Genomic DNA, 26181 nt, shown 5'->3' on the forward strand with positions numbered 1-26181 from the left:
TGAGCTTTGCCTAGCTTCACGAGTTATGCACCGCTCTTGTGCATAACTTGGGAATCGTAGCAAAACTCAGGAATCTGTCGTCCGCAGCTCGTTTTAAAGCCACCGCAGATATAAACAACTGTTAACCTAGTGCGTATATAGTCAATTGTTTTCAAAAGCCCAATTATATAGGCAGTGGCTCTAAAACGAGCTACGACAGGGCAACTCCTTCCGCTTTTCATAGTCTGGTAAATCGCCCGCAAAACCAACGTGCAATTTACCAGACTACGAAAATGCTCGGGAGCTGACCGCCCTGTCTTCGCTCTCTGCAATAAAAAAATGGCCGAATCATCCCAATAAAGGGACGAATCGACCATTCGCGGTACCACCCAGTTTCAGCGTATAACAAAATACACTGCACTTTCAGATTTTATCGGATCAACCCGAACGGCATTACCCGTTACCAGAATGCTGGAATAAAAACCGTAACGATTTCCACCGACCATCGTCTCTCTGAAAGGTTTTGTGAGTAGGCACTCTTTTAGCTTAAATATTCTTTGTTTATCATAATTTAATTGTTAACAAATATCAACTAGTAGTGACCACCATTTTTGGTTTCCTTAACGTCAATATCTTCAAGTTTAATAAATTTTGTCTTATATCTAATCTTGTAATAGATCCAGCAGACGAACAAAATAATTAAACCACTGTAACTGATCAAGAGACGACCAACGTTGAAGTTAACCATTGAACGAACATCTTGACCAAGAATAATAATAATTCCTAAGACAATCGCTAGCAACGGACCAAATGGGAACCACTTAGCTTTATATTTCAAATCATCAAGGCTGTAACCTTTATATAGATAGGCTTTTCTGAAACGATAATGTGAAAAAGCAATTCCTAACCATGCAATAAAACCAGTTAACCCAGATGCAGCAACTAACAATTCATAGAACGAATCACCATACAAACTTGTGAACAAGGCAATCCCACCAACTAAAGCTGTTAGCAATAGTGAAAAGACTGGCACACCACGACCATTAGTTTTTTGGAAAGCATTTGGTGCCATGCCATTTTTACTCATTGACCAAAGCATTCGACTAGCAGCGTAAAGTCCTGAGTTAGCAGCTGAAATAACGGAAGTTAAAATAACAGCGTTCATAATTCCCGCAGCTAAAGGAATTCCGACTTTCTTAAAGACAATCGTAAATGGACTAATAGCAATATCACCAGCGCCTGAGCCTAGCAAGTTAGGACTTGTATAAGGAATCAAAGCACCAATAACGGCGATAGATAAAATATAGAATAAAAGAATTCTCCAGAAAACTTGTTTGATAGCCTTAGGAATACTCTTTTCAGGTGTTGCTGATTCACCGGCTGTAATACCGATCAACTCAGTTCCCTGGAACGAGAACCCAGCAACAACGAAGACACTTAGGATGGCAGGTATCCCACCAACGAAAGGTGCTTGTTTATAAGTATAGTTTGAAAAGCCAACAGAACCATGGCCACCTAAAATACCCATAATAGTTAAAATACCGCAAATCAAGAAAATAATTACGGCGGTTACTTTAATTGATGACAACCAATATTCAGTTTCACCAAATGAACCAACAGAAATAAAATTAATTACTAATAAAACAACCATGAACGTCAAACTAATTTTCCATGACGTCCAACTTGGGAACCAATACTTCACAACTAAAGAAATTGTGGATAAATCAACCGCTAGGGTAATGGCCCAATTGAACCAATAGTTCCAACCTAACGCAAAACCAAATGCAGGATCAATAAATTTTGTTGCATATGTTGCAAAAGACCCAGAAACTGGCATAAATGTTGCCATTTCTCCTAAACTGGTCATCAAGAAGTAAACCATAATACCGATAGCCACATAAGCTATCAAGGCCCCTCCTGGTCCAGCTGTTGAAATCGAAGAACCACTTGCAACAAACAAGCCCGTTCCAATCGACCCACCAAGTGCGATCATCGACAAGTGGCGCGTCTTCAACGACCTATTCACATCATTATTTTCCATCTCTAATTCCCCTTTTTGGATATAAAAAAAATCCTTATTATCAGAGGAACTACCGACAATAAGGATTATAATTATCCCATTAATCAATAGCTCAACGTTCATTCAAAAAACTTTAAACGGTAAACTTTTTTAGGTTTACAAAGCTTCCCAAAGTGCACACTAAAAAGTGCGGCCTTTGGGAAACTAGGTAAATCGTCGGAAGTTTACGCTGTTCTCCATTTTTTATAAAACGACAGTCCACTGCCTATTAAGCAATGGCCCAATCAAGTTACCAGTAGGGATAACTGATTTCGGCAAACTTTCCTTTCATATTTTTTCAAAGTACCCTATCCGCACTCCAAAATACTAATAATAAAGATTGCACCTCTATCTGATTACAAAACATTATAAATAAATGTTAAGATAGTAGCAAGTAGTGTTTCGTATATTATTAATTTATTTTAATTTGACGTTTCCGGGGGAAGACACATGTTGGAGCAAATTTTCTTAGTTAAGCAAGACGTTGAGAAATACCGAATGCTTACAGTTATAAAATCATTACCTCCTCGTGAAGTAAACTTAAGTAATATTAGTAGCAGACTGCAATTCACATATCAAAAAACTTACAATATTTTTCAAGCACTGCTGGAAGATCTAGCCGAAGTCGCTCCTGACATCGACCCATCCGATACAAAAATTGAATCGATTGACTTTACCAAAATTGCCATCGATACTTACCGACTATTTTTGGTTAAAAACTCAGTTGTTTTCCAAGCCTTCAATTACGGATTAACTAGTTCCAATCCTTCATTTGAAAACTTCAGTAATGAACATTTCACTAGTAAATCTACACTCAATCGGCGGATGTCGAAGTTCCGGGCTTTCTTAAAAAACTTTGGTCTCAATTAACATTCAACAATCCAATCGTCCACTTCCAGTTCAAATATTTCCTAGCAATTTCTAGAATTCGTTTAATCAAACGTAATTATATTGAGGAACTACCTTATTACAGTGATGTTTTCGGTGACCAAACTTTAGGTGAAGATATTTTGACACATGAGGATTATCCAATCGTGCCCATCACTGCTTTGGATAACGAAAACAAGCTAGTCAACTTGTTTAGAAAGACAGCCTTTCAACCAAGTGACAAAGCATTCGAGGAACCAATTAACGCTGACGCAAGAATTAATCCTAAGTTTTATGCGCTCGTTTATCACTTTATAGATTTCTTGAAAGAGCATTATAACGACGATATGACGGTCTACCATAATCAAAGAACTTTGAAACATATCATGACTTATGTAACGCGTGATATTGTCTTCTATTACATCATGGCGCCTTACTCCCTGATGCATTTGGATACAATGTATGACAGCAATAATGAGGATACTTATACTGATCTTTATAAAGATATTTACACGTTCTTCTCCAATGTTGATCAAAATGAATTTCCAGGGATTTATAACGCTGCCGAATTGATTTCACGGAATCTTTTCCAAGTCTTACCTAGTTATATTTCAACTATTAGAGCTGAAGATATTATTAAGGTTAAGGTTTTGATTGATCCTGGTAACCAAGCAGCCGAAGTTGTCTTGAGAAATATCAGTACCTTGAAGTTTGTTGAAATCGTTCCCAATGAAGTCTTTGAAGATGTTGATGTTTTAATTACTTCATTAGATGTTCTTCCATTAGATATCGAAAAGAAGAAATATCCAAGTAACCTTAAAGTTATTTCATGGGATATTTCCTCACAAAGACCTGATTATATCTGGTTATTAATCCAATTAAATCAAGTTTACGTCCGCAAAATGAAGGATAAAATTGAAAATAGTAAAAAGAAAAAAGCTTTATAAAACTTGATATGAAAGTGTTTTGAAATCAATTTTGATTTTAAAGCACTTTTTTTGTTGCATTTTTAAAATAGAGAACTATAATCGTATTTGTAAATTGATAGTGAGTACTCACTATCATACAAAGGAGAGGATATTATGTTTACAACAATGTTTTGGATTTTAGCAATTTGGTTCGTAGTTAATGTTATTTGGATGTGGTTCGTAACAGATAATCAAAACCTCCAAAAGACTTTTGCTTGGATTAACGTCGTTGCCGTTATCGTGGGATTCTGGGTTTACTTTGGTGTTGCTAAGGTCAGTGGGATCGACACATGGTTCAATATCTTGAACTACGTCAACATCGTCTTAGCCATCGTTCAATTCTACTATGGTTACAGAAACAACAATAACATCAAACATGCTTAAAGAAATTTTTGAAGTCTACCTCTTGCGTTCCGTTTAGGATAGAATGGAACTATTAATATAAAAGAGGTATTGCATATGGAAGATCAATTTGATATTTACCGTGAAACCGAAGTTATCGAAAAATTAACACCGAAACAAAAATTGATTTTCCAATCGGCCATTGACCTGTTTTCTGAACGTGGCTATGCCAATACCTCGACTAAAGAAATTTCTGAACATGCGGGTGTTTCCGAAGGCAGCATTTTTCGTAAGTTTAAGAATAAAGAAGAATTGTTGATGGCCATCTTAACTCCATTGACTCATAAGATTCTACCCCAGGATTTTAATCAGTTTTCTCGTACTGCTTATCAAGATGGCAGTCTCAATTTGAAATTTTTCTTAACAACTATGATTAGTGAACGTATCAACTTATTTAAGTACAACCATAAAACAATGAAGATTTTTTTAAATGAGTTTATCTACGATCAAAAGATTCATGACCGCTTGATTGAGAGCATCCCTAAAAAATCTTTTAAACAGTTCAACGAGGTGCTAGATTTCTTAAAAGCAAAAAATCTACTGATTGATTGGGACAATCTCGAGATTTTCAGATTTCTCGCCGCAAATATTTTAGGCTACTTGATTCAACATTATATTATCGTTGACCCTAATAAGTGGAACGAAACTTTGGAAATAGAACATGTGACGGATTTCATTGTTAAGGGCTTAACCCCTGACAAATAGATATTTCGCCAATATAAAAACACTGAAAAATCGCAAATTTGATTTTTTCAGTGTTTTTTTTAATATTCTTGAACGTCATTGACACAAACAAATTCATTTGTTGCTACACGGTAATATTTCACATTATTAATGTATGTATACCGATCAGTATACCAATCACTGTTTGCTTGAAGAGCTCGATCCGTAACTGCTTTACCACTTGAAGTTACTAAGTTTGCGATTGTGCCATTATTAACTTGAATATTGATGGCATGGTTGTAATAAAGATAAACATCGTTTTCCTTGACCCATTGATTTGTAGCAACGCGGTAGTATTTAATACCATTCAGAGTCATTAGGCTATCGGTATACCAATCACTATTTGGAGCTAATTTTCGGTCAGCGATAGTCTCACCATTATCATCATATAATTGAACCTCTGGGGCATCTTTATATGTATTTAGAGTTTCTTCAACTCCTTCCACTTCGCGAGTTGAAGTAGAACCGGAACCCGATCCGGAATTTGAATTGTTTTCAGATGGCTTTTTATCGTACACAAGGTGGAAGTCAAATCCAGATCCAGTTCCTTCGAGTAAACTTTCATCCAAATGATCATCTTCAATATCAAGAATGCTTCCAATCATCGAAGTTATATACGTAAATCCGGTATCATCATTATCATTTGCTATATAATATGGCTGGCTATTATCCTTTGAGGGATCGGTAATTTGTTCAGGATTATACTCAAAAGCATAACTACCTTTGCCTGTACTTTCATCACCAGAAATAAATTTTCCGTAGCCATCTAATTTACTAAACTGATTTGAAAAATCAATCTCTTTTGTTTCAAGATCTCCTTTTGGCAAATTAATTTCAATCGGATCACCAAAAGAATTTCCATTCATATCTTCTGCATATATTTTAATAATATATGGCTTATAATTTGTCCACGCCGTTGCAGTAACATCATCAGAGATTCCATCATATATAGCCACTAAATCAGCAGTATTTTTATATTCAGAGGGTGACGATGATGATATCCATCCAGTACTACCGGCAGACATATCTCGGTTATCACGCATCCCCACACCAAGGCCGGAGTTTGTTAATTTGCTTCTATTTGATAACACCAGATATTGTAAATCCGTGACGCCTTTCAAAAAATCTTTATTTTTATCGGTTTCAGACATATCTAACAATGCTATTTGAAGTAATTTTATTTTGGAGTCACCTTCAAACATGGAAGTATAATCCATTTTCGATTTATCAGCTTGACTCATACCTGTATTGGGTGGGAAAGATACTGCCTCGAGTGATGTATCTTGATAGAACATATGGGAAAAATTAGTCATATTGGTCCACATCCATGGACTAGTGTTTACATTTTTAAGACTACTATCCCCCGCAAACATATAACTCATATCAGTAGTATTAGTGGTATCGAAATTTTCTTCGTTGAAAATCGTTTCCAAACTAGTAAAATTTCTAAATAATCCTGAAGTACTAGTCCCTGCTACCACTTTTTCCGTAGAATAATTTCCAAATGAAATTCTCTTTATCGTACTTCTTAAACTCTCACTCCACGGATTGTTATCTGTTGTACCATCGTAACTAGTGTTGTCTAAAGTACCACCGTTCAAATATAATGTTCGACCGGCAGTGTCGTCTTTAACTTCCCAGTTAACGCTCCCCCAAGTCCCAGACATTTCTTCTGAATTAGGTTCATCAACATCGGAATTTGTTGCTTGTCCATTTGATGCTTGGTCTTTCGATACAGTTGGCAACGAATTACTTCCGTCTACTTCATTTATTCCAGCTGATTCAGTTGCTGGCGTTGGAGTAGTGGACTCAGTTACTTCAGAAACAGCTCGATTTTTAACTTCAGACGTTACTCCTTCTGTTGGAACTGAAATTTCAGTAGCTACTGTAGTATCAGATTGATTTACTGATTGTGTTTCAGAGGTTGCTTGACTTGGTGTCACATCAGCTTTTACAACCGTCAATTGGGAAACACCAAATAAAGCTAATCCCCCTACAAGCCCTAAAGTCGACTTAGTTACCCAATTTTTACCGCTCTTATACATTTTCTTTCTTAAAACAATATTTGAACCATGCTTCAACTGCTGAAATCTCATTGTCCTCTACCCCCTCAGGTATTCGAAAGTTTCATTATTTATTTTATATAAATAATATAACCACCATATTACGAATGTGTAAATCCACAAATCAATTATTTTATATGATTTTTTTTATAAAAAAATGAGTTCAATCAGAATTTTAAATTCTAGATTAAACTCATTTTAATTAATATTCTGCAACTTGATTTGCACTTACAAATTCATTTGTTGCTACGCGGTAATACTTCACATCATTGATATAAATATATTTGTCTGTATACCAATTGCTCAACGGTTGTAAAGCTCTGTCAGTTACTGTCTCACCCTCATCAGTTACTAATGTGGCGGTTGTACCAGCATTAACCCGAACTTTTGAGGCACTTGGATAATAAAGATATACATCGTTGGCTTTAGCCCATTGATTTGTAGCAACTCGATAGTATTTATCTTTATTTAATTGCATTGATTCATCTGTATACCAATCACTATTTGGAGATAATTTGCGGTCTGTCAGAATACTTCCATTGTCATCGTATAATTGAACTTCTGGTTTTTCTGCATACGTGGAAACTCGTTCTTCTATGCCTTCAATTTCACGGTTGGTTGATGAACTCCCTGAGGAAGAATTAGCATTTTCCTTTGCAGGATATACGAGATAATAAGTATACGTTAGTCCTGATAAGTCTTCAGTAGTCATTGCATTTGAAGTAAATCTTGAAAAAAACTTATTAACATCACTAGTTGCTCCAAAGTATTTCAAGGTAAGAAATAGTCTCCCTTGACTGTCTTTTTCAGCATCCCAAATATCGGGAGTTATCCGAGATGAATAGAGCCTACTAACAAGCTGATTTCCAGATTCATCTAAAATAACTTTGCCATTTGAATTTATGTTAGTAAGTCCTTTATAAAATTCTGATGAATCAGGTTTTAACTTTCCTTCAGAATCAATTGGTGAGTAAAAATTAGTTGATCCCAGTACCTTTCCATTTGTATCTTCACCAATAACACTAATTGTAAATGGAGCATAATTATGCCACGTTGTAGTATCGGTAATTGTACTGGCTCCATTGTAAAGTGCAATTAAATCACTTGTATTTTTGGGTGTTAATCCTTTGACACTCCACATATATCCATTTGTTTCATTATGTTGGCCTACATTTAAACCTGAATTAGTAAGTTTAGTACTTGGAGATAATACCAAAGTGTCGATATTTGTATCATTTCCTAGCATATTATCAATACTAGCCGTTTTTTTGATATCCATTGCCGATAAGTCTAAACTTGTCAGATTAGTACAATCACTAAAAAGATTGCTTAAGTCATCGGTATTACTTACATCTAGGTTAGACAACCCATTAATTGCAGTAACATTTTTAAACCCTTCGAACAAACCAGTAGCACTTTTCCCTGCAACCACTTTACCTGTTTTTCCAGTGCCATCATCTCCAATAGTAATTGAAGTAGCATTTTGCTTTAAATAATCATTAGAAGTACCCCAAGGATTACTATCAGAACTTATTTCATTCAAATCACCAGCTGAAACATATAATGATTTATTTTTGAAATTCCATTGAACGTTCGCAACCGTTCCAGAAGATTGTTCACTTGCATCATTTGAATCTTGATCAACACTCGGTTGATCAGCAGTCTGTACCTGTTTTGTTTCTGGTGCTGGATTTAGATTTGTTTTATCTTGTAACTCAGGCTCTGAATTGTCGTACAATTGTTCTTTAATACCGGCCTGTGTAGTAACCCCAGTATCAGCCTGAGGATTATTATTATCATTGTTTACATCAGCCTTCACCACGATACTTTGAGATACACCCAATAAAGCTAATACTCCTGCTAAGCTCACAGTAGATTTTATGGCCCAATTTCTGCCATTAATGTACATTCTCTTCTTTAAATTCATATTTGAGTTTTTCTTTAACTGTTGAAATTTCATCTTTAAACTCCCCTGATAAGATTAATTTTAGCACTATAAAATTAAATAATTCGTATAATTTATATATAAAATTATTCTCAAGATATAGGAATTTTTTTACAATAAAAAAGCTATTCTCGCAATTGAGAAATAGCTTTCTTTTTATTTCTTATGACGTGACGATCTAGTACCATCATCATTACCAGATCTAGTTGTCTTATTTGGTGTATTAGGTTTCTTAGGTAATCTAAAGTTCATCTTACCACGGCCACCTTTAGGTCCATTTCCTTTATTACGTTGTGAGTAATAGAGATACATCCATGCAGCCACCGCAATTAAAACAATGATTCCAATAATAATTCCGATCCACTGTTTATTATGTGTTTGTGGTTTAGGTTTAGCCGCATCATTAACGTTATCGACTTGTCTTTGTTTAACCGTAATTGTGTAATTAAATTCTTTAGCAAAGCCATTTTCATTCTTCAACGAAATATGAGCTTTATATGTTCCTGCATCTAACTTCTTAATCGGAATAAAGTAGTCAAATTGCGAATTAGGAGCGAACTGAAGGTTTTCTGCTGAATAGTTGGTAGTTTTACTACCGTTGGTTATTTCAGCCTTTAAAGCCACTTTATTGACGTTTACAGGTGCTGTGTTGTCTAACTTGTAAGCAATTCCGGTTGATCCGGCCACAGCTTTGGGAGCAGCTGAAGTTAAGTGCATGTCAGGCATCACACCATCGTCTTTTGAACGAAGAACGACTCCTTTAACATAACGAACTTGGTTCTTAATGTTGATATTCTTAGATTTTGTTGGACTGACTGAAGCAGTCGTTGTGACACCACCTAAAATAATCCCAGCATATTCAGAACTAGGTGATTTAACTTTAAACTCAACTGTCTTATTCTCACCATTGTCGAGTTTAACAACCTTTTTACGCTTACCCTCAACTAATGATGTTAAAGAAGGCAATTTCGACTTGTACAACTTAGTGTTGTATTTATCATAACCAATAACACCAGAGTCAGCGGTATAGGCATTGTTAACTTCAGCAGTGACTGTAATAGGCTTACTACCAGTGTTAGCAATCAAAACTTTCAAAGTTTGTTCTTTGTTAGGCTCAACTTTCAAGTCAAAATAAGACTCATCTTTGTTAATTTGATTATCTGGCAAAATCGCTTGAATCGCATAGGACTTGTCAGGTGCAGCTTTAACCGTTGTTGTGAATGGCAAAAGCGTCGTAATCAATAGTAATAATGTTGAAAAAAATACAATTATTCGTTTCTTCATAAATTTTTAACTCCTACCTGAATACCAAATGGCCCAGAAAATTAGGAAAATAATTGATACTAAAACACAAACAATCAAGATATAGGTCGTGGTCTTGTTGTAGATCAAGCCTTTACAACGTTTGTTGATGTTGTTGGCTTGGTCTTGTGTGATGGTGTAAGTCTTGTGGAACGTCCATGTTGCTTTGCCACTGCGGGCTGCACCTTTTACTACGTAGGTTCCGGCTTTGATGGGTGTGGTATTTTGATCAAAGTCTACTGGAATCCTTGAGTTGGGTGCAACTTTTGGATATGTTAAATCAGCCGTCATTTTTTTGTCACCAAGATTGAATCTATCTAACCAACTCTTACGTTTGACAGTCATGTGGACAATTACATTTTTCATAATACCGGGTTCTTTATTTTGAAGATTAACAATGATGTGAGGTTGTTTTTGAATAACATCCAGTCCTAAGTTATGAAGGGTTATAATTCCCCCAACTGGTTTGTTTGACCCAGTTATCCAAACTGGAATATCTGCGTTACCTCCGACGCTTTTACTAATATCATAAATATTAAAACCGCCCAAAATCAAATTATCAATCTCACCAGCTGGTAATTTAACTTTAAAAGAAACATCTTTAGTTTTATTAGTCTCAACCACAACTGTCTTAGCTTTGGTCATATCAGAAAAAGCATACTTTAATCCATATTGACCAGACTTCACATTATCAGTGTATACAATTTTGCCATCCATTGAAGTTGTCGCATTGGTTGGTACAATTCTCAATCGGACATTTCTAATGCCAAAATTAGCAAATGAAATTCTTAAAGTACGAGTGGAATTTGGTTTCCCTATTATTTGAAATCGATCAGTTATATCTGAATCACCAATCAATGGTGTAACTGTAATTCCATCAATGTCAGCCTTAGCAGTTTGAGGAATCATGATAAATCCAATAAATGTAAAGACCAACATTGATATAATATATACAATTTTTTTTCTCATAATTATCCTCTGAACGTTAACTTCTAACATCTATAATACTAAAAAAGCTGTTCCAAGTCTTGGAACAGCCCAATTTAATTATTTATTAACGACGACGTCTTCTAGTTGTATTACTACCGTTATTATTCATATTATTATTCTTGTTATTATTTCTCTTACCAAGATAAACACCTAATCCTAGAATAATAGCTAGAGCAAGAATAGCTAGCAAGATATATAACCATAGATAATTTGGTTTAATACCAGCTAATTTATTATATTTAGCTGCATCATTATTTGTAATTGTAAAATCTTTATTTAAAGTCCATGATTTCAAACCACCTGGAGCTTTATAAACCATTTTTAGATGATAATCACCAGCCTGAAGACTCTTCTTCCCCCATGATATTTGATAATCATAGTTCGATGTAGGTGCAATTTCTTGATTAGAAGTTGTATTAGTTACTTTAAAACTCTTATCATCCTTTTTTGTCACAATTGCCTTAGCATCCAAATTTCCTGTATATGAGTTACCAGAATTATGAATATTAGCCAATACACCTGGTTTAGCACCATTTGAAACTGTAACTGTACCTGGTTTTACAGTTCTAATAGAATACTTGGCAACTTCATCTTCTGCATCTTTTTGACGAATTTGAATAGGAATAGAATAACTAAATTTATTTTTTATCAAAGTACCATTTGAGCTAACCGTACCTTTAGCTTTTTCTTTGTATGGATATACAGTTACACCACCCATAATAGTTCCCTTAAAGCTTTCCTTGGGAACAGTTAATTTAAACGCTATCGTAGCATTTGTCTTACCAGGTATAGTAATTTCTTGCTTCCTTGGTGATACTGTCGAAGCTGTCTGAATTTTTAATGAGGGATCAGTTACTTTTGATTTATCATAAGACAACTGCCCATTACCATTAGTATATGCAGTATTTACCATATACATAAATTTTCTTGTGTCGTTTGATTTATTCATAATCATTAATTGCAATGAAGTCTCTTGACCTGGGGTACCTGTAACTAGATAACTCCCTGTATCTATACTAACAATATCATTTCCACCCATAGGTTTTAACGCATATTCACCAGAAACAGCTTTAACATTAATAGAACTTATAGATATCGCCGATATCGTTGCAAACAAAAAAGCAAATAATAATATTAATTTATTTCTTTTCCATCTCATGAATTTAATCCTCCAAAAACCAATTATATATTTATACAAATACATTATAAAATAAAAACCACTACACGAGTAGTGGTTTTCTTAGTACTATTAACATTAATTAAATTCTATGCACCTTGAACAGCATTTGTCTTTAATGTCCATGTAATAGGGGCATTCAATGACTTAACAGCTGCTGAGTGGTCTGAAATATTAGGAATTACTAAGTTAGCACCGGCTTTTTTATCAGCTGATGTGCTTGCTGAATTAAATTTAGCAAGGTATTGACCTGCCTTATATGCAGTACTCTTGTTGTCAATAGTCATAACATCTGCAGCAGCGCCGACTGAACTAGGAGTTGTTGTAGATGATTTCAATGCAGCAGCTTGAGTAGTCAATTGATTACCTGAATCATCTGTAATTGTTTCTTTTCCGTTAGAAACAGGTTGTGATAATAGGTTCAAAGTAAATGCACCATCGCCTGAAACAGGATTACCATTTGCATCAGTAAATTGACCTAATTGTGCTGTCAATGTAAATCCATTTGTTTTTGTTACATCACGTGATTCAAGAACTGATAAGTTACCATCTGCATTACCATCAACACTCTTAGCGTCTGCTGGTCTTGTGTTATCAACTAAATCTTTTTGTTGACCTGATACGGCTGTACCAAAGTTAAAGTCAGGAACTTGATCAAGTACTAAGACACCAGTTACAACTTTAACGGCTGCATTTGAAGTAGCTGTTGCAACACCAGAACCGTCGCCTTCAGTTTTATCCATAGCAATAGCTAATTGACCATTTTCTGGATTGTTTAAGTCACCAATATTTTGTGGTGTATCTGTATGTGTAACTGTTCCGTCTGATCCAATAACACCAGTTGATGTTGCAGCTTGTGCTGTCATTGCTGGGGCAATTGCTCCTAAAACCATTCCTGATACTGCTAGTGATCCTACTAAAACATTTCTTGATAATTTCATGATATATCCTCCCTGATATAGAAAATTATTTTTTTGTTTTTGTCTTTCTTGATTACAATTAGATAATAACAAATTTTACAAGCTGTACATCTCAATATTTGTAAAAGTTATTTATCAGAATTGAATCACTTTGAAACTTGTAAGAACTTCAAGCTTTTCCGTAGCTTGTAACCGTAAAAAGCGAATAGACCAATCAAAATCGTAAAGCCTGTTATGATCAATCCGGTGTCATGTGCATCACCCGTTTGTGGATATGTCGACATGTTGTTAATTTCTACTGAAGGTTGAAAATTAGTATTTACCTTCTTAGCTTCAGTACCAGTACTTGTACCAGTATTGTCACTATCAAGTACTACTGATCCATTTGCACCGCCGCCACCATCAAGGCCTGAATTATCAGTGGCCTTAGAGGCGACAACCGCAACCGGTGCTGACCTATCAGCGCCACCTCCAGTCGTACTGTTAGATTCGGCAATTACATGTGTAAAGCCAAATCCTCCAATCACACCCAACAATATAACGGCAATTGCGAAGAAACCGACTACTCGCTTTTTGACTGTGAGACTTTTTCTAGTTCTCATTTTTCTCTTCATATAAAAAACCTCTCATCAAAAGTCTTGTCTGTTTTCTCCTTACGCTTTGTATAATACCATCTGTCTACCCCCTAACTAATCCGAAATAATTAAGAAATTCTTACAAGAAATGAATCACTTCTTCAGTAAGTAGTATTTGACTAGATTGTGCTGTCCCGTGTATGGAAGCGTTTGATCAGCTTCATAGATATACTTGAACTCTAATCTTTCCAACAGTTTCTGTGGTGCAAGATTATCTTTTTCAGTTGACGCCCAAACTTCTGTTAGTTGTAAATCGTTAAACCCGTACTCTAACATCAATTGAACAGCTTCTTTAGCATAGCCTTGATTGCGAAACTTCTTATCTATTACAAAGCCAATCTCCCGTGTCAGCAACAATTCAGTTGATTCACCTCGTTTGTTCAACTCAATTATTCCTATCATCTTGTTATTGTCTTGCAAAGCAACGGTGTAGGATCCGTCCCTTCTCCGATACATATCAAGGAGATCACGACCAAATTCTATATCGTTTGTGTATTCTAGTCCAGCTAATTTATGGTTATTTTTGTCCTGTACCAATTCCAAAAATTGTCCTAAATCATTTTCATCAAAATTGCGTATTTTTATCTTTTTTCCTATCAAGTTCATTTTGGATTCCTCATAATAACTTATTTTTCAATCTAATTTCTGGGTTTTTATTTTGCGGTACTCTATAATAAATCTATACTGAGTTTAGTTCAATTATGAAAGGGTGATTTTGTATGGATTTAGATTTTAAAGGTGACACAATTACAACTTATGGCGATCCGTTGACTGTTGGCGAACAATTCCCTGACTTTGCAGTACTTAATAAGGATAACAATGAGGTTAAACTAAGCAGCATGCTTGATAAGCCTTTGTTAATCAGTGTCGTACCTGATATCAACACTCGTGTCTGCAGTATTCAAACAAAGCATTTCAATCAAGAAGTCGATGGTCATTCTGAAATCAACTTCGTAACTATTTCAACTAATACACCAGAAGAACAAGCACAATGGTGTGCAGCTGAAGGTGTTAAGAACATGCAAATGTTATCTGACATCGACCATGACTTTGGTAAGAAGTCGAAGATTTGGATCAGAGACCGTAATATCTTGGCTCGTTCCGTTTGGGTCGTTGATACGAACGGTGAGATTATCTATTCCGAAATCGTCCCTGTTCAATCAGATGAACCAAGCTATGATCGTGTCCTTGGTCAATTAAATGAATTAATCAAATAAGTTTTGAAAGCAAAAGGCAGTCATTAATTTGGCTGCCTTTTTCGATTACTTCACTGTTACTTGCGGTTATTAAAACATATTTTACCTTTGAGTAGATATATAATTTCTCAATTAAATTTCAGTTTGTAATTTAAAGGTCATGAAATATTGATTCGATTTATAAAACGAATCAATAAATTCATAAGTAAAAATTTAAATCTCAGTTTCAGTTATGAACGAAAGTCCCTTTTTCTATCTTCGACGATGTTTGACAAATGTCACAAAATGCAAGATACATGCTAACAGAACAAAGAAGATAATCGTAAAGCTGACATAGTTCAACCAGAAACCAGTTCCAATCCAAGTCTTCAATGGTACTTGAATTCCCATCGTAATTAATGCCATCACGGCTATCATAAAGAATAATTGAATATATCTTTTCACAGTTGAGTCATCCTTTCTCTTCCGAACTGAAATCTTCTTTGCATACTTTTTACACAGTTTCTTCTTATTATATGGAATAGTTTTCATGCCAAATGTGCCTGGCAAAACAATTTCGCCAATTTTTATGACACCACCAGCTGACATGACCCGATCAATCGTCTTCAAAGATTCATCTGTCACACCTGTAACAAAGTTTTCCAACGGCGAAACGTAACATGAGGTCAGACTGAGATAATGCTTATCCTTAAATTGCCCGGGAATCGTATCGCCATTTTCCTTAAAATAAACTAGCTTTGGACGCATACAGTCAAAAAAGTTCTTCATAACCCCTGACAATTCCCGAAAATAAGTTGGCGCCGCAATGACCCAAACATCACTTTCCAGCATCTTTTCAGCTAATTCATCCAAAACTAAATTTTTTTCATGATACTTATGCGGTGTAATATCGTAATTTTCTAAATAAACAGTTTCAGTTTCAACACCTGAATCAACATTGTCCAAAACTTCAGCCAGCAACTGAGCATTTAACCCATGTTCCTGATGCGAACCAAGTATCCCTAAGATCTTCATACGCATAACCCCCTAAAAAGCATTCAATTACTGCAATAAAGAGCCAGTTTATTATTGTTTCTTTCCATAATACGAATCAATCCACAAACTAACCCAACTATAACAGTTAAATTAGCCTCCGGGTGCATGCGATAAGGTCAGCAGTGACAGTGGTGTTAGGACGGGTGTTTTTCCCGTTCTTACAGCACAGGACGTATTTTGAGATTCGCGTACTTTGCGAAGCTCAAAATCGAGTCTGGAGACCTTGGCTCCAGACGGTCCCACAGCAGACCTTATCGCATGCACCCGGAGGCGGCCTTCACATAATCATAATATACAAGAATATTATATTCAAAACACTAGCTTTATTAAAAAATTGTTGCTACAGTATGATTAACTAAGGAGGTCTGAAATTTTATGAAAGTTCTTATTATTGGTGCTCACGGTAAGGTCGGTCATCTACTAATCGGAGAGTTACAATCAAGAAACATTGATTTTGTTGCTGGATTGCGCAGTCAAGAACAGATCAAGGCCTACAACGATAACAACATTGAAACTCAATTTATTGATTTAACCGCATCGCTCGACAGTATTAAAGATTCAATCGAAGCTTCTGGTGCCGATGTCATCGTCTTTTCTGCCGGTGCTGGTGGCGCTGGATACGATCGAACACTTGAAATTGATCTTGACGGTGCGATTAAAACAATGATGGTTGCCGAGGCAATTGGCATCAAACGTTATATTATGGTTAGTTCAATCTTTAGTGATAACCGTAGCAAGTGGGACGCATCAGGTATTAAGCCATACATGATTGCTAAACATTACGCTGACGATCATTTGCGCGGGACTAATCTTGACTACACGATCATCCACCCTGGTATGCTGACAGATGAAGATGGTACTGGCAAAGTTCAATTGCTTGGTACCAACGAAACTGGCAGTATTCCTCGTGTTGACGTAGCACGTGCGCTAGCTGAAATTATTCAAACACCAACAACGATTGGGAAAGAATATACCTTTGCTAGTGGCGACCAAGCTACTGAAGATGTTTTTAGATAGACTTGCCTTAACCAAAAAAAGCTGGAAATCCAATAACGGATTTTCAGCTTTTTAATTATCAAAATTAATAATTTGTAAACGAATCGCGTTCAAAACAGCAATAATTGTCACTCCAACATCGGCGAAAACAGCTTGCCACATATTGACCATTCCTAGCGCACCTAAACTTAAGAAGAGAATCTTAATAATCAAGGCAAAGGAAATATTTTGAATCACGATTTGACGAGTTCTTTTGGCAATCTTCATGGCTCTGGCAACTTTGGAAGGTTCATCACCCATAATAACGATATCGGCTGCTTCAACGGCAGCGTCTGATCCTAAGCCACCCATGGCAAAACCAATATCGGCAGTGGCAAGAACTGGCGTATCGTTAATTCCGTCACCAACGAAGGCCACTTTTTTGTTAACACTGTGTGAATCGTGCAATAAATCATCAACGATTTCGACTTTATTTTCTGGCAATAAGTTCGTATAAACGGCTGACATTTTTAACTTATCAGCAATCGCTGAACCAACTTTTTCATTATCCCCTGTCAACATGACAGTCTTATGAATACCACGGTTATTTAGCAATCTAATAGCTTCTTGAGCATCTTTTTTCGGTTCATCAGCAATTACCAAGTCACCCCAGAACTTGCCTGCAACTGCAATATAAACGATTGTGCCGACTGCATTTGCTTCAGTAAATTCAACACCAGCACGAGTCATTGCTTTAGCATTACCAACGATTACTTCTTGACCGTTAACTTCAGCACTCAAGCCATGTCCAGCTTGTTCCGTCGCATTTTCAACGGGCAAAATTTTACCAGTATAAGCATCCAAAATTGAAACAGCAATCGGATGGGTTGAATTCTTCTCAACACTAGCGGCCATCTGCAACAATTCATCCTTTGTTACCCCATTTGCTGGCGTAACTTGAATTACTGAGAATTGACCTTTAGTTAAGGTACCAGTTTTATCAAAGGCTACTGTATCAACGTTGTTCAAAGCTTCCAAGTAGTTACTACCCTTAACTAAAATACCTTGTTTTGAGGCGGCTCCAATCCCACCAAAGAAACTCAATGGCACTGAAATAACTAAGGCACATGGACAAGAAATTACTAGGAAAATCAAAGCTCGATAAACCCAAACGTCCCATGCACCATTGGCTACTAATGGTGGCACAATTGCTAAAGCAGCGGCTAAGCCAACAACGATCGGTGTGTAAATCTTGGCAAACTTGGTAATGAACTTTTCGGTATCAGCTTTTTTACTGCTAGCATTTTGTACTAAGTCTAAAATCTTAGCAACAGTTGAATCACTATATGCCTTGCTTACTTTAATTTGAAGTGTACCGTTTTGGTTGATCGAACCACTTAAAGCTTGGTCGCCCACCTTAATATTTTGCGGCATTGATTCACCAGTTAACGCCGAAGTATCAACTGATGATTGACCTAAGACAACTGTCCCATCAAGTGGAATCTTCTCGCCTGGTTTAACTAAAATAATTTGACCAATCTGCACTTCACTTGGATCAACCGTCTTGGTTTTACCATCTAACTTCAAAGTTGCGAAAGCTGGTTTAACTTCCAACAGAGCTGAAATAGATTTTTTCGAACGGTTAACAGCAACATCTTCAAAGACATTTCCTAATTCGTAAAACAACATAACGGCAATTGCTTCAGGATACTCACCCAAAATAATTGCCCCAATCGTGGCAATACTCATAAGGAAATTCTCATCAAAAATTTCACCATGAAAAATATTTTTCACTGCTGTATAAACGATTCTGGCACCAATCACCAAGTACGCCACCACGAAAAAGCCAACATTAACGGGTTCTGGTAAGAGCGAACTTGAACCGATAAGTAGTAGAATGAAAGAAACTAATAACCGAATAATAGTTAACTTGGTTTCTTTGCTTAATTCGTTTTTAAGACGCCTTTGTTTTTTCTTAACTTTATAATCAGTTTGGACATCGTAAGATTTCATCGAAACATCCTCCTTGAAAAGGTTTACATGCTCATCTGAATATATGAGCAATCATTCATATATTAATTATAATATAATAGGTCTTAACGAATTTCAACCCAATCTAACCTTATTTAATAAGAGGACAAATTATGCCAGAACAAAATTTTGAAGTAGAGCATCAAAATGCTTTACATAATTTAAAACAAAATCTTCCCAGCGACGAAGACCTAGATTCTATGGTCAATATTTTTAAGGCCTTCGGTGACATGACACGTGTAAAAATAATACTTGCCTTAGCAGAAACACCATTAAGTGTTGGTGAAATTGCGGATACCCTTGATATGAGCCAATCTTCAATTTCACATCAATTGAGTATTCTCAAACAACTCAATCTTGTTTCTAACGCGAGACGTGGACGTAACATCCACTATCGTTTGAGCGATCAACACATTATTACCATTTTTAAACAAACACAAGAACATATTATTGAAGATGAAAATGACTTTTAGGCTGCTGATTTTTTGGGGCGGCTTTTTTTGTGTCAAATAATGGTAGCTTTGGGGGCACCTCCGGGAGAGAGAAAAAAGTATAGGCTGCTGTGGGGACCGACGAAAGCCAAGGTCTTTCGTCTCGATTTTGAGCCTTGCAAAAACCGCAAGTCTCAAAACTCGTCCCGTGGTGTAAGCACTAAAGTGCTAACGCCACCTTCACTGCTGCCTATACTTTTTTCTCTCTCCCTCCGGCTTATGGATTTTCTGATGTTTATCTACATATCAGAGATATTACTTAAAGCAACAATCCTTTTCCCCAAAGTTCAAAATCAAATGCAAAGAAACAGGGTAGCTAACGAAATTTAGCTACCCTGTTTTTGAATTCTATTCTAATTTATATTTCAAGTAATTCAATTTATTATTTATATCACACTAACCCCAACAAACACACCATCTGAAGAGCGAAAACGACTTAGGCAACGACTTCTACATTACGAACATCCCCCAGATGAAACTTCTTACCCGAGTCAAGATAAAACAAGTCGTCATCATAACCACTGACTTCTCCTGTTAAATCAGCTTCAACTTCATTGTTTGTGTCGCAAATATTTAATTGTACTTTAACTATTTGGTTATATGTGAATGATTGCATCAAAAACTTTGTTATTTCAGCATTTGATTGTTCTTGTCGTAATTTATTAGTATGTTGGATTTTTTTCATTTGTTGATTCAAAGCAGCTGTATGGTCGGATAAGTAAAATCCTTGCCACTTCATTTTGCCACGATCGTGATAATAGTTATCGAAAAACGATTGGACAGTTGCGGAATCATATTCATATTTACTATTCATCTTTATGCCGTCTTTTCTGAATTAATTCTTGGTTCATCGGCCAGCGTAGGCCTACAAATCCATCATACGTGATTGAAAATTGATATTGTTCCATAATTTTATTAATTAATTTTTCCAAATATGACAACCGATAATTTTCAACTGTGTGTAAGGGAATCGAATGCATCCGTTGGTTGCGTGGACGAATGTTGATAAAGAAGTTATATGTTTCGTCATATTGATCATTGACTACTTGCAAATAATATTCAGTATCCCGGCGACGGGTAAAATACTTTTCAATTCGCTGAATAATGATGCGAAAATCACTATTCATAGGCATTACCACCATTGTGACCACCGACTAATGTCGCCCGATGAATGGCCGTTCCACCTTTTAACAAACTATTTGCATACACCAACGATTGGAACCCATATCTCGATCTAATTTCGTCAATGATTGCTAACTTGTCTTCTTCTTGACACTGTTGTTTGACTGGCGTGAAAAAGTCCAATTGTTGAGCAGTCTTGCTAATTAACTTTGAAGAGTAGACAGCTAAATTACGAACTGGTTGGCCCTGCCACTGACTTTCAAATAAGTACGTCAATAACTCAGAAATTTCTTGATCATTGTCAGTGTAATTCAGATTGCCAGCAACGCTGAAACCACCACGTTCCCCTTCAACTCGGGCTGCATAAGCATATGTCACGCTTAAATATAAGCAACTAGTTTGTTTATGATGATGTCGCAATCGTGAAGCAACTTGTTGCCCCATTTCTTTAATAACTGTTTCAATTTCATTCTTATCAAAATAATCACGTGGCAAAACTTGTGAATTACCGATACTGTGCGACTTGGGCGCTATATTATCCGCCAACCGTGTTCGATCAATCCCCCATGCAATCGCAAAAATTTGTTCACCGATTAATCCTAATTCCTGTTTCAAATAAAATGGATTGGTCAACGCTAACTCACGCATATTGTGAATGCCTAGGCGATTCAGCCGTTTCTCAGTTCGTTTAGCAATGCTCCAAACATCGGTCATATTCGCAATCGTCCAAATTTTCTCAGGAACAGTCTCATAGTGAATTTCGCCTAGCAATTCGGGATCATGTTTTGCATAAATATCTAGCGCAATTTTAGCCTGTACGGGATTATCGCCGATACCTACCGTTGTATACAATCCCAAACGATGGCGGACTGTCTTTTGAATCAGTCGTGCTACTGCCCGCGGACTATCACCAAACAAGCGCCACGATTTAGTCATATCAATGATTGATTCATCAATTGAATATGGCCAGACATCACATTCCGCCGCAAACTCTCGGAAAATATTGTTAATTTGTAGATTTCGTTTAATATATAAATTCATTCGTGGTGGTACAACAATCAAGCGTGGATCTTGAGGCAAGTTACGTTGTCTGGAAACATTAGCTTGAAGATGAAAAATCTTCTTAGCCATTGGTGAAGTGGCCAATACCAAGCCGCCATTAGTATTGTCAGCCTCGCTCATGACAACTAGCAATTCTTTTAAAGGATTAAGCCCACGCATCGTTGCCTCAACACTGGCATAAAACGATTTATTATCAATCAGAAAGAAAACACCATGTGGTTCTTTACTATAATCCATCGTTTTATCCTCCTTTAACATTAAATGCAAACAAATATACTCCAGTTTCACCATGTTTATTGCTGACTTCCAACAAATCCATTATACGAACATATGTTCTATTTTGTCAATAAAAAATAGAACTTTGTTTATCAAAGTTCTAAATTGTCTAGTTTACTTACCAATACTGCCACTCGTCAACAATGTCACCATCTGAATCGTATCAGGATAATAGTCCTTCGTTGTCATCTTCGCAGTTAAATCCTTTGTATAACGATTTTTCAAAGTTTGATTCAGCACAACTTCAGCCGCATATGCCACTGGCGTTGTAAAAGCTTTATTGGAATATTTTTCCACTGGCTTACCACTCAATGTATAAACGGCAGTCACTTTCTTCTGACTGACAAAGAACGCACACATCTTGTTCACGATTTTTTTGCTAACCTGACTGTGTCCGACTTGATAATCATAAGCAACTCGCCAAGGAATCCGACAGGCATTGAATCCATACTTATTATCGTATTTAGAAGCCACTTGTTTGGCCTGAACGTTACTCGTTCGTAAATTATTGCCGCTAACAATTACGAAATCTGCCATCAAACCAGACTTATGTTGCGCACTCAATTTTCGTAAGGTCGTCTGACTGTTTTCAGCTACTTTAGTCCACCGCACATCTTGAGTATATTTAGCAAACTTTCTAAAATAAGCCGTCATTAAATCAGAAGTCCGGACAACATTTTCAGACTTCGGTGCAGTCGCCCAATTACCTACTTTCGGCAAATAAGTAGTTTGGTTGATCTCCTGTTTTTGAATCGTCGACAATAATTTTTTTGCCAAGCGTCTATAATTCAACTCGCCTTTACTACCCCACTTTTCGTCAGCCAAAATCAAAGCGTAGGCAATATCTAAATCGCCGTCCGTCGCACTTGTTCGCTCAGTTTTATTACTGACCATCGCAATGTCTTTTTGGTTTTGACGCCAAGCCATCAACGAATTTTTATCGCTAATTTGGTGACGAACATAATAACGTGTCAATTGATCGAATGTTTTATGACTGCCAAAGCCTTGTTTAGCGGCCATAACGGTAATCAACATCCCATAACCCTGTGCCTCTGATAAAGTTTGATCCTTTTTACCATTATTCGTCTTCACAAATTTCTGTTGCTTGTTACCTCTTAAATAGGCACTTTTCCACTCCTGATAGCGTCCTTCAACAATCGTAGAACTGACGCCAGGCGTACTCTTAGAAAAATGAGTACTGTAAACAGCAATTCCAATCGCTAAGGCTACTAAAAGAATTAATCCACTCATTAACCATTGATACTTATGACGTTTCATTCTGCTAGCCTCCTATCAAAAACGCTGTGTTTTATACCATTTCGTAGTATGTTTACCGGTAATTTTATCTTTCAACATATCATAAATCGCAACAATTGAAACGACAACGAATAATTGTGCGTACGTAAAATACGAAATTAATGTGTAGAAAAAGTTTTTCACTGTTGCCTGACCATAATCACTCGCCAAAGCAATGTTCATTTGGAGCAAGTACAAGAAGAACATAAGGAACCAATTAATCAAAAAGATAACTGACAATGGTCCGCCTAACGAAACTAATTGATCAACTTGTGGTACAAAAACGTGTGCCACACCGAGTGCCAAATTAATCAAGAAAATCACGTTAGAAATAATAATCGCCGCATTGAACCAGAAGAAAGTACAGAGATAATAGGCAACTTCCAACTTGATGCGCCACGATGTTTTATCAAATAAATGTTTCATATTATCTAAAATAACTTCGTAATTTCCACGCGCCCACCGTTTCCGTTGATTATAGTATGCGAACAATGTCTCTGGTTCTTGTTGAAAAGCTTCCGCCCGGTGAGCCAAAGCAATCAATTTGCCAGCATGCATCAAACTAAAGGAAATTGCTGTATCTTCAGTCAACGCACCATTATTCCAGCCACCAATCGACTGGACGATTTTCTTGTTAATGATAAAGTTTGTCCCTGGAATCCGGCCAATTTTAAACAATTGCCACAAACCAGTGTGTTGAATTCGTTGCGTATTAACGATTTCCAAATTAATACACCGTGACAAAAAATTTTGTTGATAATTTCTGGTTTTATTTCGACCAAACGATGCAGCATAACGGTCAGGATTTTCCAAAACTTTTTGAACTAAGAAATACAACGCATTTTGTTCCGGAGCCGCATCAGCATCATAAACTGCCAAATACTCACCTTTAGAAACTTTTAACGCGTCGTTTAAAACACCAGCTTTTCCACCAGTCCCAGTTCGTTCGATTACTCGAAAATCATTTTTAGAAAATTCTGACAATTTCATCAAATCACGTACCCGTTCAGCCGTCTGATCATTACAATTATCCGCATAAACGAGCAGTTCCATTCGGTCAAGCGGATATCGTAAATTCAAAATTGCACGGACAGTGTCTTGAATAACTAGCTCTTCATTGTGAGCCGGAACAACCAACGTTACTTTGGGATAACGTTTCAACGGTGGCAAATTATCAATGTCGGTATGGTACATATGTTTAAAAATGAAAATCACACCGCCACTGATGGTCACAATCGTCATCACAATCGACAACCAAATCGTGATAATTGCAATCACATATATCCAATCAATCATGATGTTTATCCTCCGTATTAAAGCAACGGATCGTCCGTTTGAAAATTATCCACCAACAGACTGACAGTACTAAAACGACAATGCCAAAAAATATCGTCACAATGAAACTAACTGGAAAGAGCCATGCAAAACTTCCTAATGCCATTTGATCACTTCCTATAAGTACTCTTTGACGATATCAGTCTCAGCACTCCGTTCCAATTGGAGCAAAGTATCTTCAACGTTTCGATTCTTAACTTTATCTTGTGATGAATAAGTAATTTGACCCATGCGCAATACTAAGGCATTCCGAGCCAAACCAAATTCTTCGGCGATATCATCAATATGACTTTTAATTTTTTGTTTCATAATCGGAGCATTATCAACTCCCAGCATTGGTGACAAGATTACAAATCGTCCCGCCCCAATATAATAAAGCGTATCAACTGTAAACAGCATCCCCATCAAATGTTCAGCCGTCGTTCGTAACAAACTATTGAACTTTTGATTGCCCAAGAAATTAATAATACTTTCCAAAAAGTCAATTTTAACCATTGTCAAAGTAAAACGATAATCTTCTTCGTGATAGTAAACCAACTTCAATTCCCGAGCGACCGCAATATTCAAAGCACGTTCATTCATCGCACCAGTAACAACTTCCAAATCAGGTTTCTTCTCTTGAAGCTGTTCAAGTTCTTGAGACAAAGCCTTTAATTTTAACAACTGGTGATACAACAAGTACATCCAATAAGTCGTCAGCGGTGTAATTGTCAATAAAGCAATTGCTGACCAAAAGTACATTGCCCGTGTGTATGGCAGAAACAGCATGAATCCACCAGCACACATACTGACAAATGAGATGACACTATTCAAAATTAAATACGTCGTCCGTCCAAGAAATAATCCTAAGATGAACACTACCGATATGATTAAAAAGTTGAGCCATGAGCCACTAATAACGCTTAGGTATAACAGCGTATATTGATAAATCAGGATTAAAACCATACCGATAAAAATAACATTATCAATCGATTTTATTTTCATTTATTTACCTCATTGTTTATGTAATTGCCGCCTCCGAGAGCAAGAAATTTAGGCTGCTGTGGGGACCGGTTCGAGCCAAGGTCTCGAACCTCGATTTTGAGCTTCGCAAAAAACGCGAATCTCAAAACTCGTCCCGTGGTGTAGGCGCTAAAGCGCCAACGCCACCTGCACTGCTGCCTAAATTCTTGCTCTCGGAGGCTAGTTAATTAACTGTTTCGGGCGTTATTCAAAAATCTAACCTAATATTGGTTATTATTATTTCCTGAATATATAGCCGTTAATCATGTTCAAATTTTTTAATAACTTAAACCAAATTTCCAAATTCATAATCTATAGTTCCAAGTTTAT

The 26181-nt window shown here is 36.5% G+C and carries 24 protein-coding genes and 1 riboswitch; of the genes, 7 read left to right on the forward strand and 17 right to left on the reverse strand.

Annotated features, from left to right (window positions below):
• Positions 1-571: 571 nt before the first annotated feature.
• Positions 572-2020, reverse strand: a complete 1449-nt coding sequence (locus FD31_RS06535; protein WP_057891964.1) for an amino acid permease — start codon at positions 2018-2020, stop codon at positions 572-574.
• Positions 2021-2221: 201 nt separating this feature from the next.
• Positions 2222-2397, reverse strand: a riboswitch (Lysine riboswitch).
• A 91-nt stretch (positions 2398-2488) separates the two neighbouring features.
• Between FD31_RS06535 and FD31_RS06540 the strand changes: the two genes are divergently transcribed.
• The 4 genes from FD31_RS06540 (at position 2489) to FD31_RS06555 (ending at position 4980) form a co-directional block, all read left to right on the forward strand.
• Entirely contained in the window at positions 2489-2908 is a 420-nt protein-coding gene (locus tag FD31_RS06540; RefSeq protein ID WP_057891965.1) for a helix-turn-helix domain-containing protein, read from the forward strand.
• Positions 2909-3048: 140 nt separating this feature from the next.
• Positions 3049-3852 carry a hypothetical protein gene (locus tag FD31_RS06545; protein ID WP_057891966.1) on the forward strand — a complete coding sequence of 268 codons (804 nt, stop codon included), beginning with the start codon at positions 3049-3051 and terminating at the stop codon, positions 3850-3852.
• Between the two features lie 135 nt (positions 3853-3987).
• Positions 3988-4257, forward strand: a complete 270-nt coding sequence (locus tag FD31_RS06550; RefSeq protein WP_057891967.1) for a hypothetical protein — start codon at positions 3988-3990, stop codon at positions 4255-4257.
• 75 nt (positions 4258-4332) lie between these two features.
• A complete protein-coding gene (locus tag FD31_RS06555; protein ID WP_057891968.1) occupies positions 4333-4980 on the forward strand; it encodes a TetR/AcrR family transcriptional regulator in 648 nt (215 codons plus the stop codon).
• A 59-nt stretch (positions 4981-5039) separates the two neighbouring features.
• Here the strand turns inward: FD31_RS06555 and FD31_RS06560 are convergent, their stop codons facing one another.
• From FD31_RS06560 to FD31_RS06595, 8 genes are all read right to left on the reverse strand, one after another.
• Positions 5040-7094 carry an SLAP domain-containing protein gene (locus tag FD31_RS06560; RefSeq protein WP_057891969.1) on the reverse strand — a complete coding sequence of 685 codons (2055 nt, stop codon included), beginning with the start codon at positions 7092-7094 and terminating at the stop codon, positions 5040-5042.
• A 169-nt stretch (positions 7095-7263) separates the two neighbouring features.
• The gene (locus tag FD31_RS06565; RefSeq protein ID WP_057891970.1) at positions 7264-9021 is read right to left on the reverse strand and encodes an SLAP domain-containing protein; all 1758 of its coding nucleotides are present in this window, start codon (positions 9019-9021) and stop codon (positions 7264-7266) included.
• A gap of 141 nt (positions 9022-9162) precedes the next feature.
• A complete protein-coding gene (locus tag FD31_RS06570; protein WP_057891971.1) occupies positions 9163-10290 on the reverse strand; it encodes a DUF916 domain-containing protein in 1128 nt (375 codons plus the stop codon).
• Positions 10291-10296: 6 nt separating this feature from the next.
• Positions 10297-11277, reverse strand: coding sequence for a WxL protein host-binding domain-containing protein (locus FD31_RS06575; protein ID WP_057891972.1), 981 nt, complete (start codon positions 11275-11277; stop codon positions 10297-10299).
• 85 nt (positions 11278-11362) lie between these two features.
• Entirely contained in the window at positions 11363-12457 is a 1095-nt protein-coding gene (locus FD31_RS06580; RefSeq protein WP_057891973.1) for a DUF3324 domain-containing protein, read from the reverse strand.
• Between the two features lie 107 nt (positions 12458-12564).
• Positions 12565-13416 (reverse strand): WxL domain-containing protein, encoded by an 852-nt coding sequence (locus FD31_RS06585; RefSeq protein ID WP_057891974.1) that lies wholly within the window; start codon positions 13414-13416, stop codon positions 12565-12567.
• Positions 13417-13541: 125 nt separating this feature from the next.
• Entirely contained in the window at positions 13542-14009 is a 468-nt protein-coding gene (locus tag FD31_RS06590) for an LPXTG cell wall anchor domain-containing protein (protein ID WP_057891975.1), read from the reverse strand.
• Positions 14010-14123: 114 nt separating this feature from the next.
• Positions 14124-14636, reverse strand: a complete 513-nt coding sequence (locus FD31_RS06595) for a GNAT family N-acetyltransferase (RefSeq protein WP_057891976.1) — start codon at positions 14634-14636, stop codon at positions 14124-14126.
• A gap of 113 nt (positions 14637-14749) precedes the next feature.
• Between FD31_RS06595 and tpx the strand changes: the two genes are divergently transcribed.
• Positions 14750-15247, forward strand: a complete 498-nt coding sequence (tpx, locus tag FD31_RS06600) for a thiol peroxidase (RefSeq protein ID WP_057891977.1) — start codon at positions 14750-14752, stop codon at positions 15245-15247.
• A gap of 231 nt (positions 15248-15478) precedes the next feature.
• On the opposite strand, the gene FD31_RS06605 is transcribed toward tpx, so the two are convergent.
• Positions 15479-16240, reverse strand: coding sequence for a flavodoxin family protein (locus tag FD31_RS06605; protein WP_057891978.1), 762 nt, complete (start codon positions 16238-16240; stop codon positions 15479-15481).
• A gap of 396 nt (positions 16241-16636) precedes the next feature.
• Here FD31_RS06605 and FD31_RS06610 point away from each other — a divergent pair, with 396 nt between their 5' ends.
• Positions 16637-17278 carry an SDR family oxidoreductase gene (locus tag FD31_RS06610; RefSeq protein ID WP_057891979.1) on the forward strand — a complete coding sequence of 214 codons (642 nt, stop codon included), beginning with the start codon at positions 16637-16639 and terminating at the stop codon, positions 17276-17278.
• A gap of 51 nt (positions 17279-17329) precedes the next feature.
• On the opposite strand, the gene FD31_RS06615 is transcribed toward FD31_RS06610, so the two are convergent.
• Complete coding sequence (locus FD31_RS06615; RefSeq protein WP_057891980.1) at positions 17330-19249, reverse strand: heavy metal translocating P-type ATPase; 1920 nt, start codon at positions 19247-19249, stop codon at positions 17330-17332.
• A 131-nt stretch (positions 19250-19380) separates the two neighbouring features.
• Here FD31_RS06615 and FD31_RS06620 point away from each other — a divergent pair, with 131 nt between their 5' ends.
• The gene (locus FD31_RS06620) at positions 19381-19740 is read left to right on the forward strand and encodes an ArsR/SmtB family transcription factor (RefSeq protein WP_057891981.1); all 360 of its coding nucleotides are present in this window, start codon (positions 19381-19383) and stop codon (positions 19738-19740) included.
• A gap of 454 nt (positions 19741-20194) precedes the next feature.
• Here FD31_RS06620 and FD31_RS06630 read toward each other — a convergent pair whose 3' ends face one another.
• The 6 genes from FD31_RS06630 to FD31_RS06655 form a co-directional block, all read right to left on the reverse strand.
• The gene (locus tag FD31_RS06630; RefSeq protein WP_057891983.1) at positions 20195-20572 is read right to left on the reverse strand and encodes a hypothetical protein; all 378 of its coding nucleotides are present in this window, start codon (positions 20570-20572) and stop codon (positions 20195-20197) included.
• Complete coding sequence (locus tag FD31_RS06635) at positions 20565-20885, reverse strand: hypothetical protein (protein WP_057891984.1); 321 nt, start codon at positions 20883-20885, stop codon at positions 20565-20567. The genes FD31_RS06630 and FD31_RS06635 overlap by 8 nt, the downstream gene beginning before the upstream one ends.
• Positions 20878-22179, reverse strand: a complete 1302-nt coding sequence (locus FD31_RS06640) for a Y-family DNA polymerase (RefSeq protein WP_057891985.1) — start codon at positions 22177-22179, stop codon at positions 20878-20880. Before FD31_RS06640 ends, FD31_RS06635 begins: the two co-directional genes overlap by 8 nt.
• A 153-nt stretch (positions 22180-22332) precedes the next feature.
• Entirely contained in the window at positions 22333-23496 is a 1164-nt protein-coding gene (locus FD31_RS06645) for a family 8 glycosyl hydrolase (RefSeq protein WP_057891986.1), read from the reverse strand.
• Between the two features lie 15 nt (positions 23497-23511).
• The gene (locus FD31_RS06650) at positions 23512-24810 is read right to left on the reverse strand and encodes a glycosyltransferase family 2 protein (protein ID WP_057891987.1); all 1299 of its coding nucleotides are present in this window, start codon (positions 24808-24810) and stop codon (positions 23512-23514) included.
• 156 nt (positions 24811-24966) lie between these two features.
• Positions 24967-25833, reverse strand: a complete 867-nt coding sequence (locus FD31_RS06655) for a diguanylate cyclase domain-containing protein (protein WP_057891988.1) — start codon at positions 25831-25833, stop codon at positions 24967-24969.
• Between the last annotated feature and the right edge of the window lie 348 nt (positions 25834-26181).

Origin of the sequence: Companilactobacillus nantensis DSM 16982 (genome assembly GCF_001435815.1) — a bacterium.
GTDB lineage: Bacteria > Bacillota > Bacilli > Lactobacillales > Lactobacillaceae > Companilactobacillus > Companilactobacillus nantensis.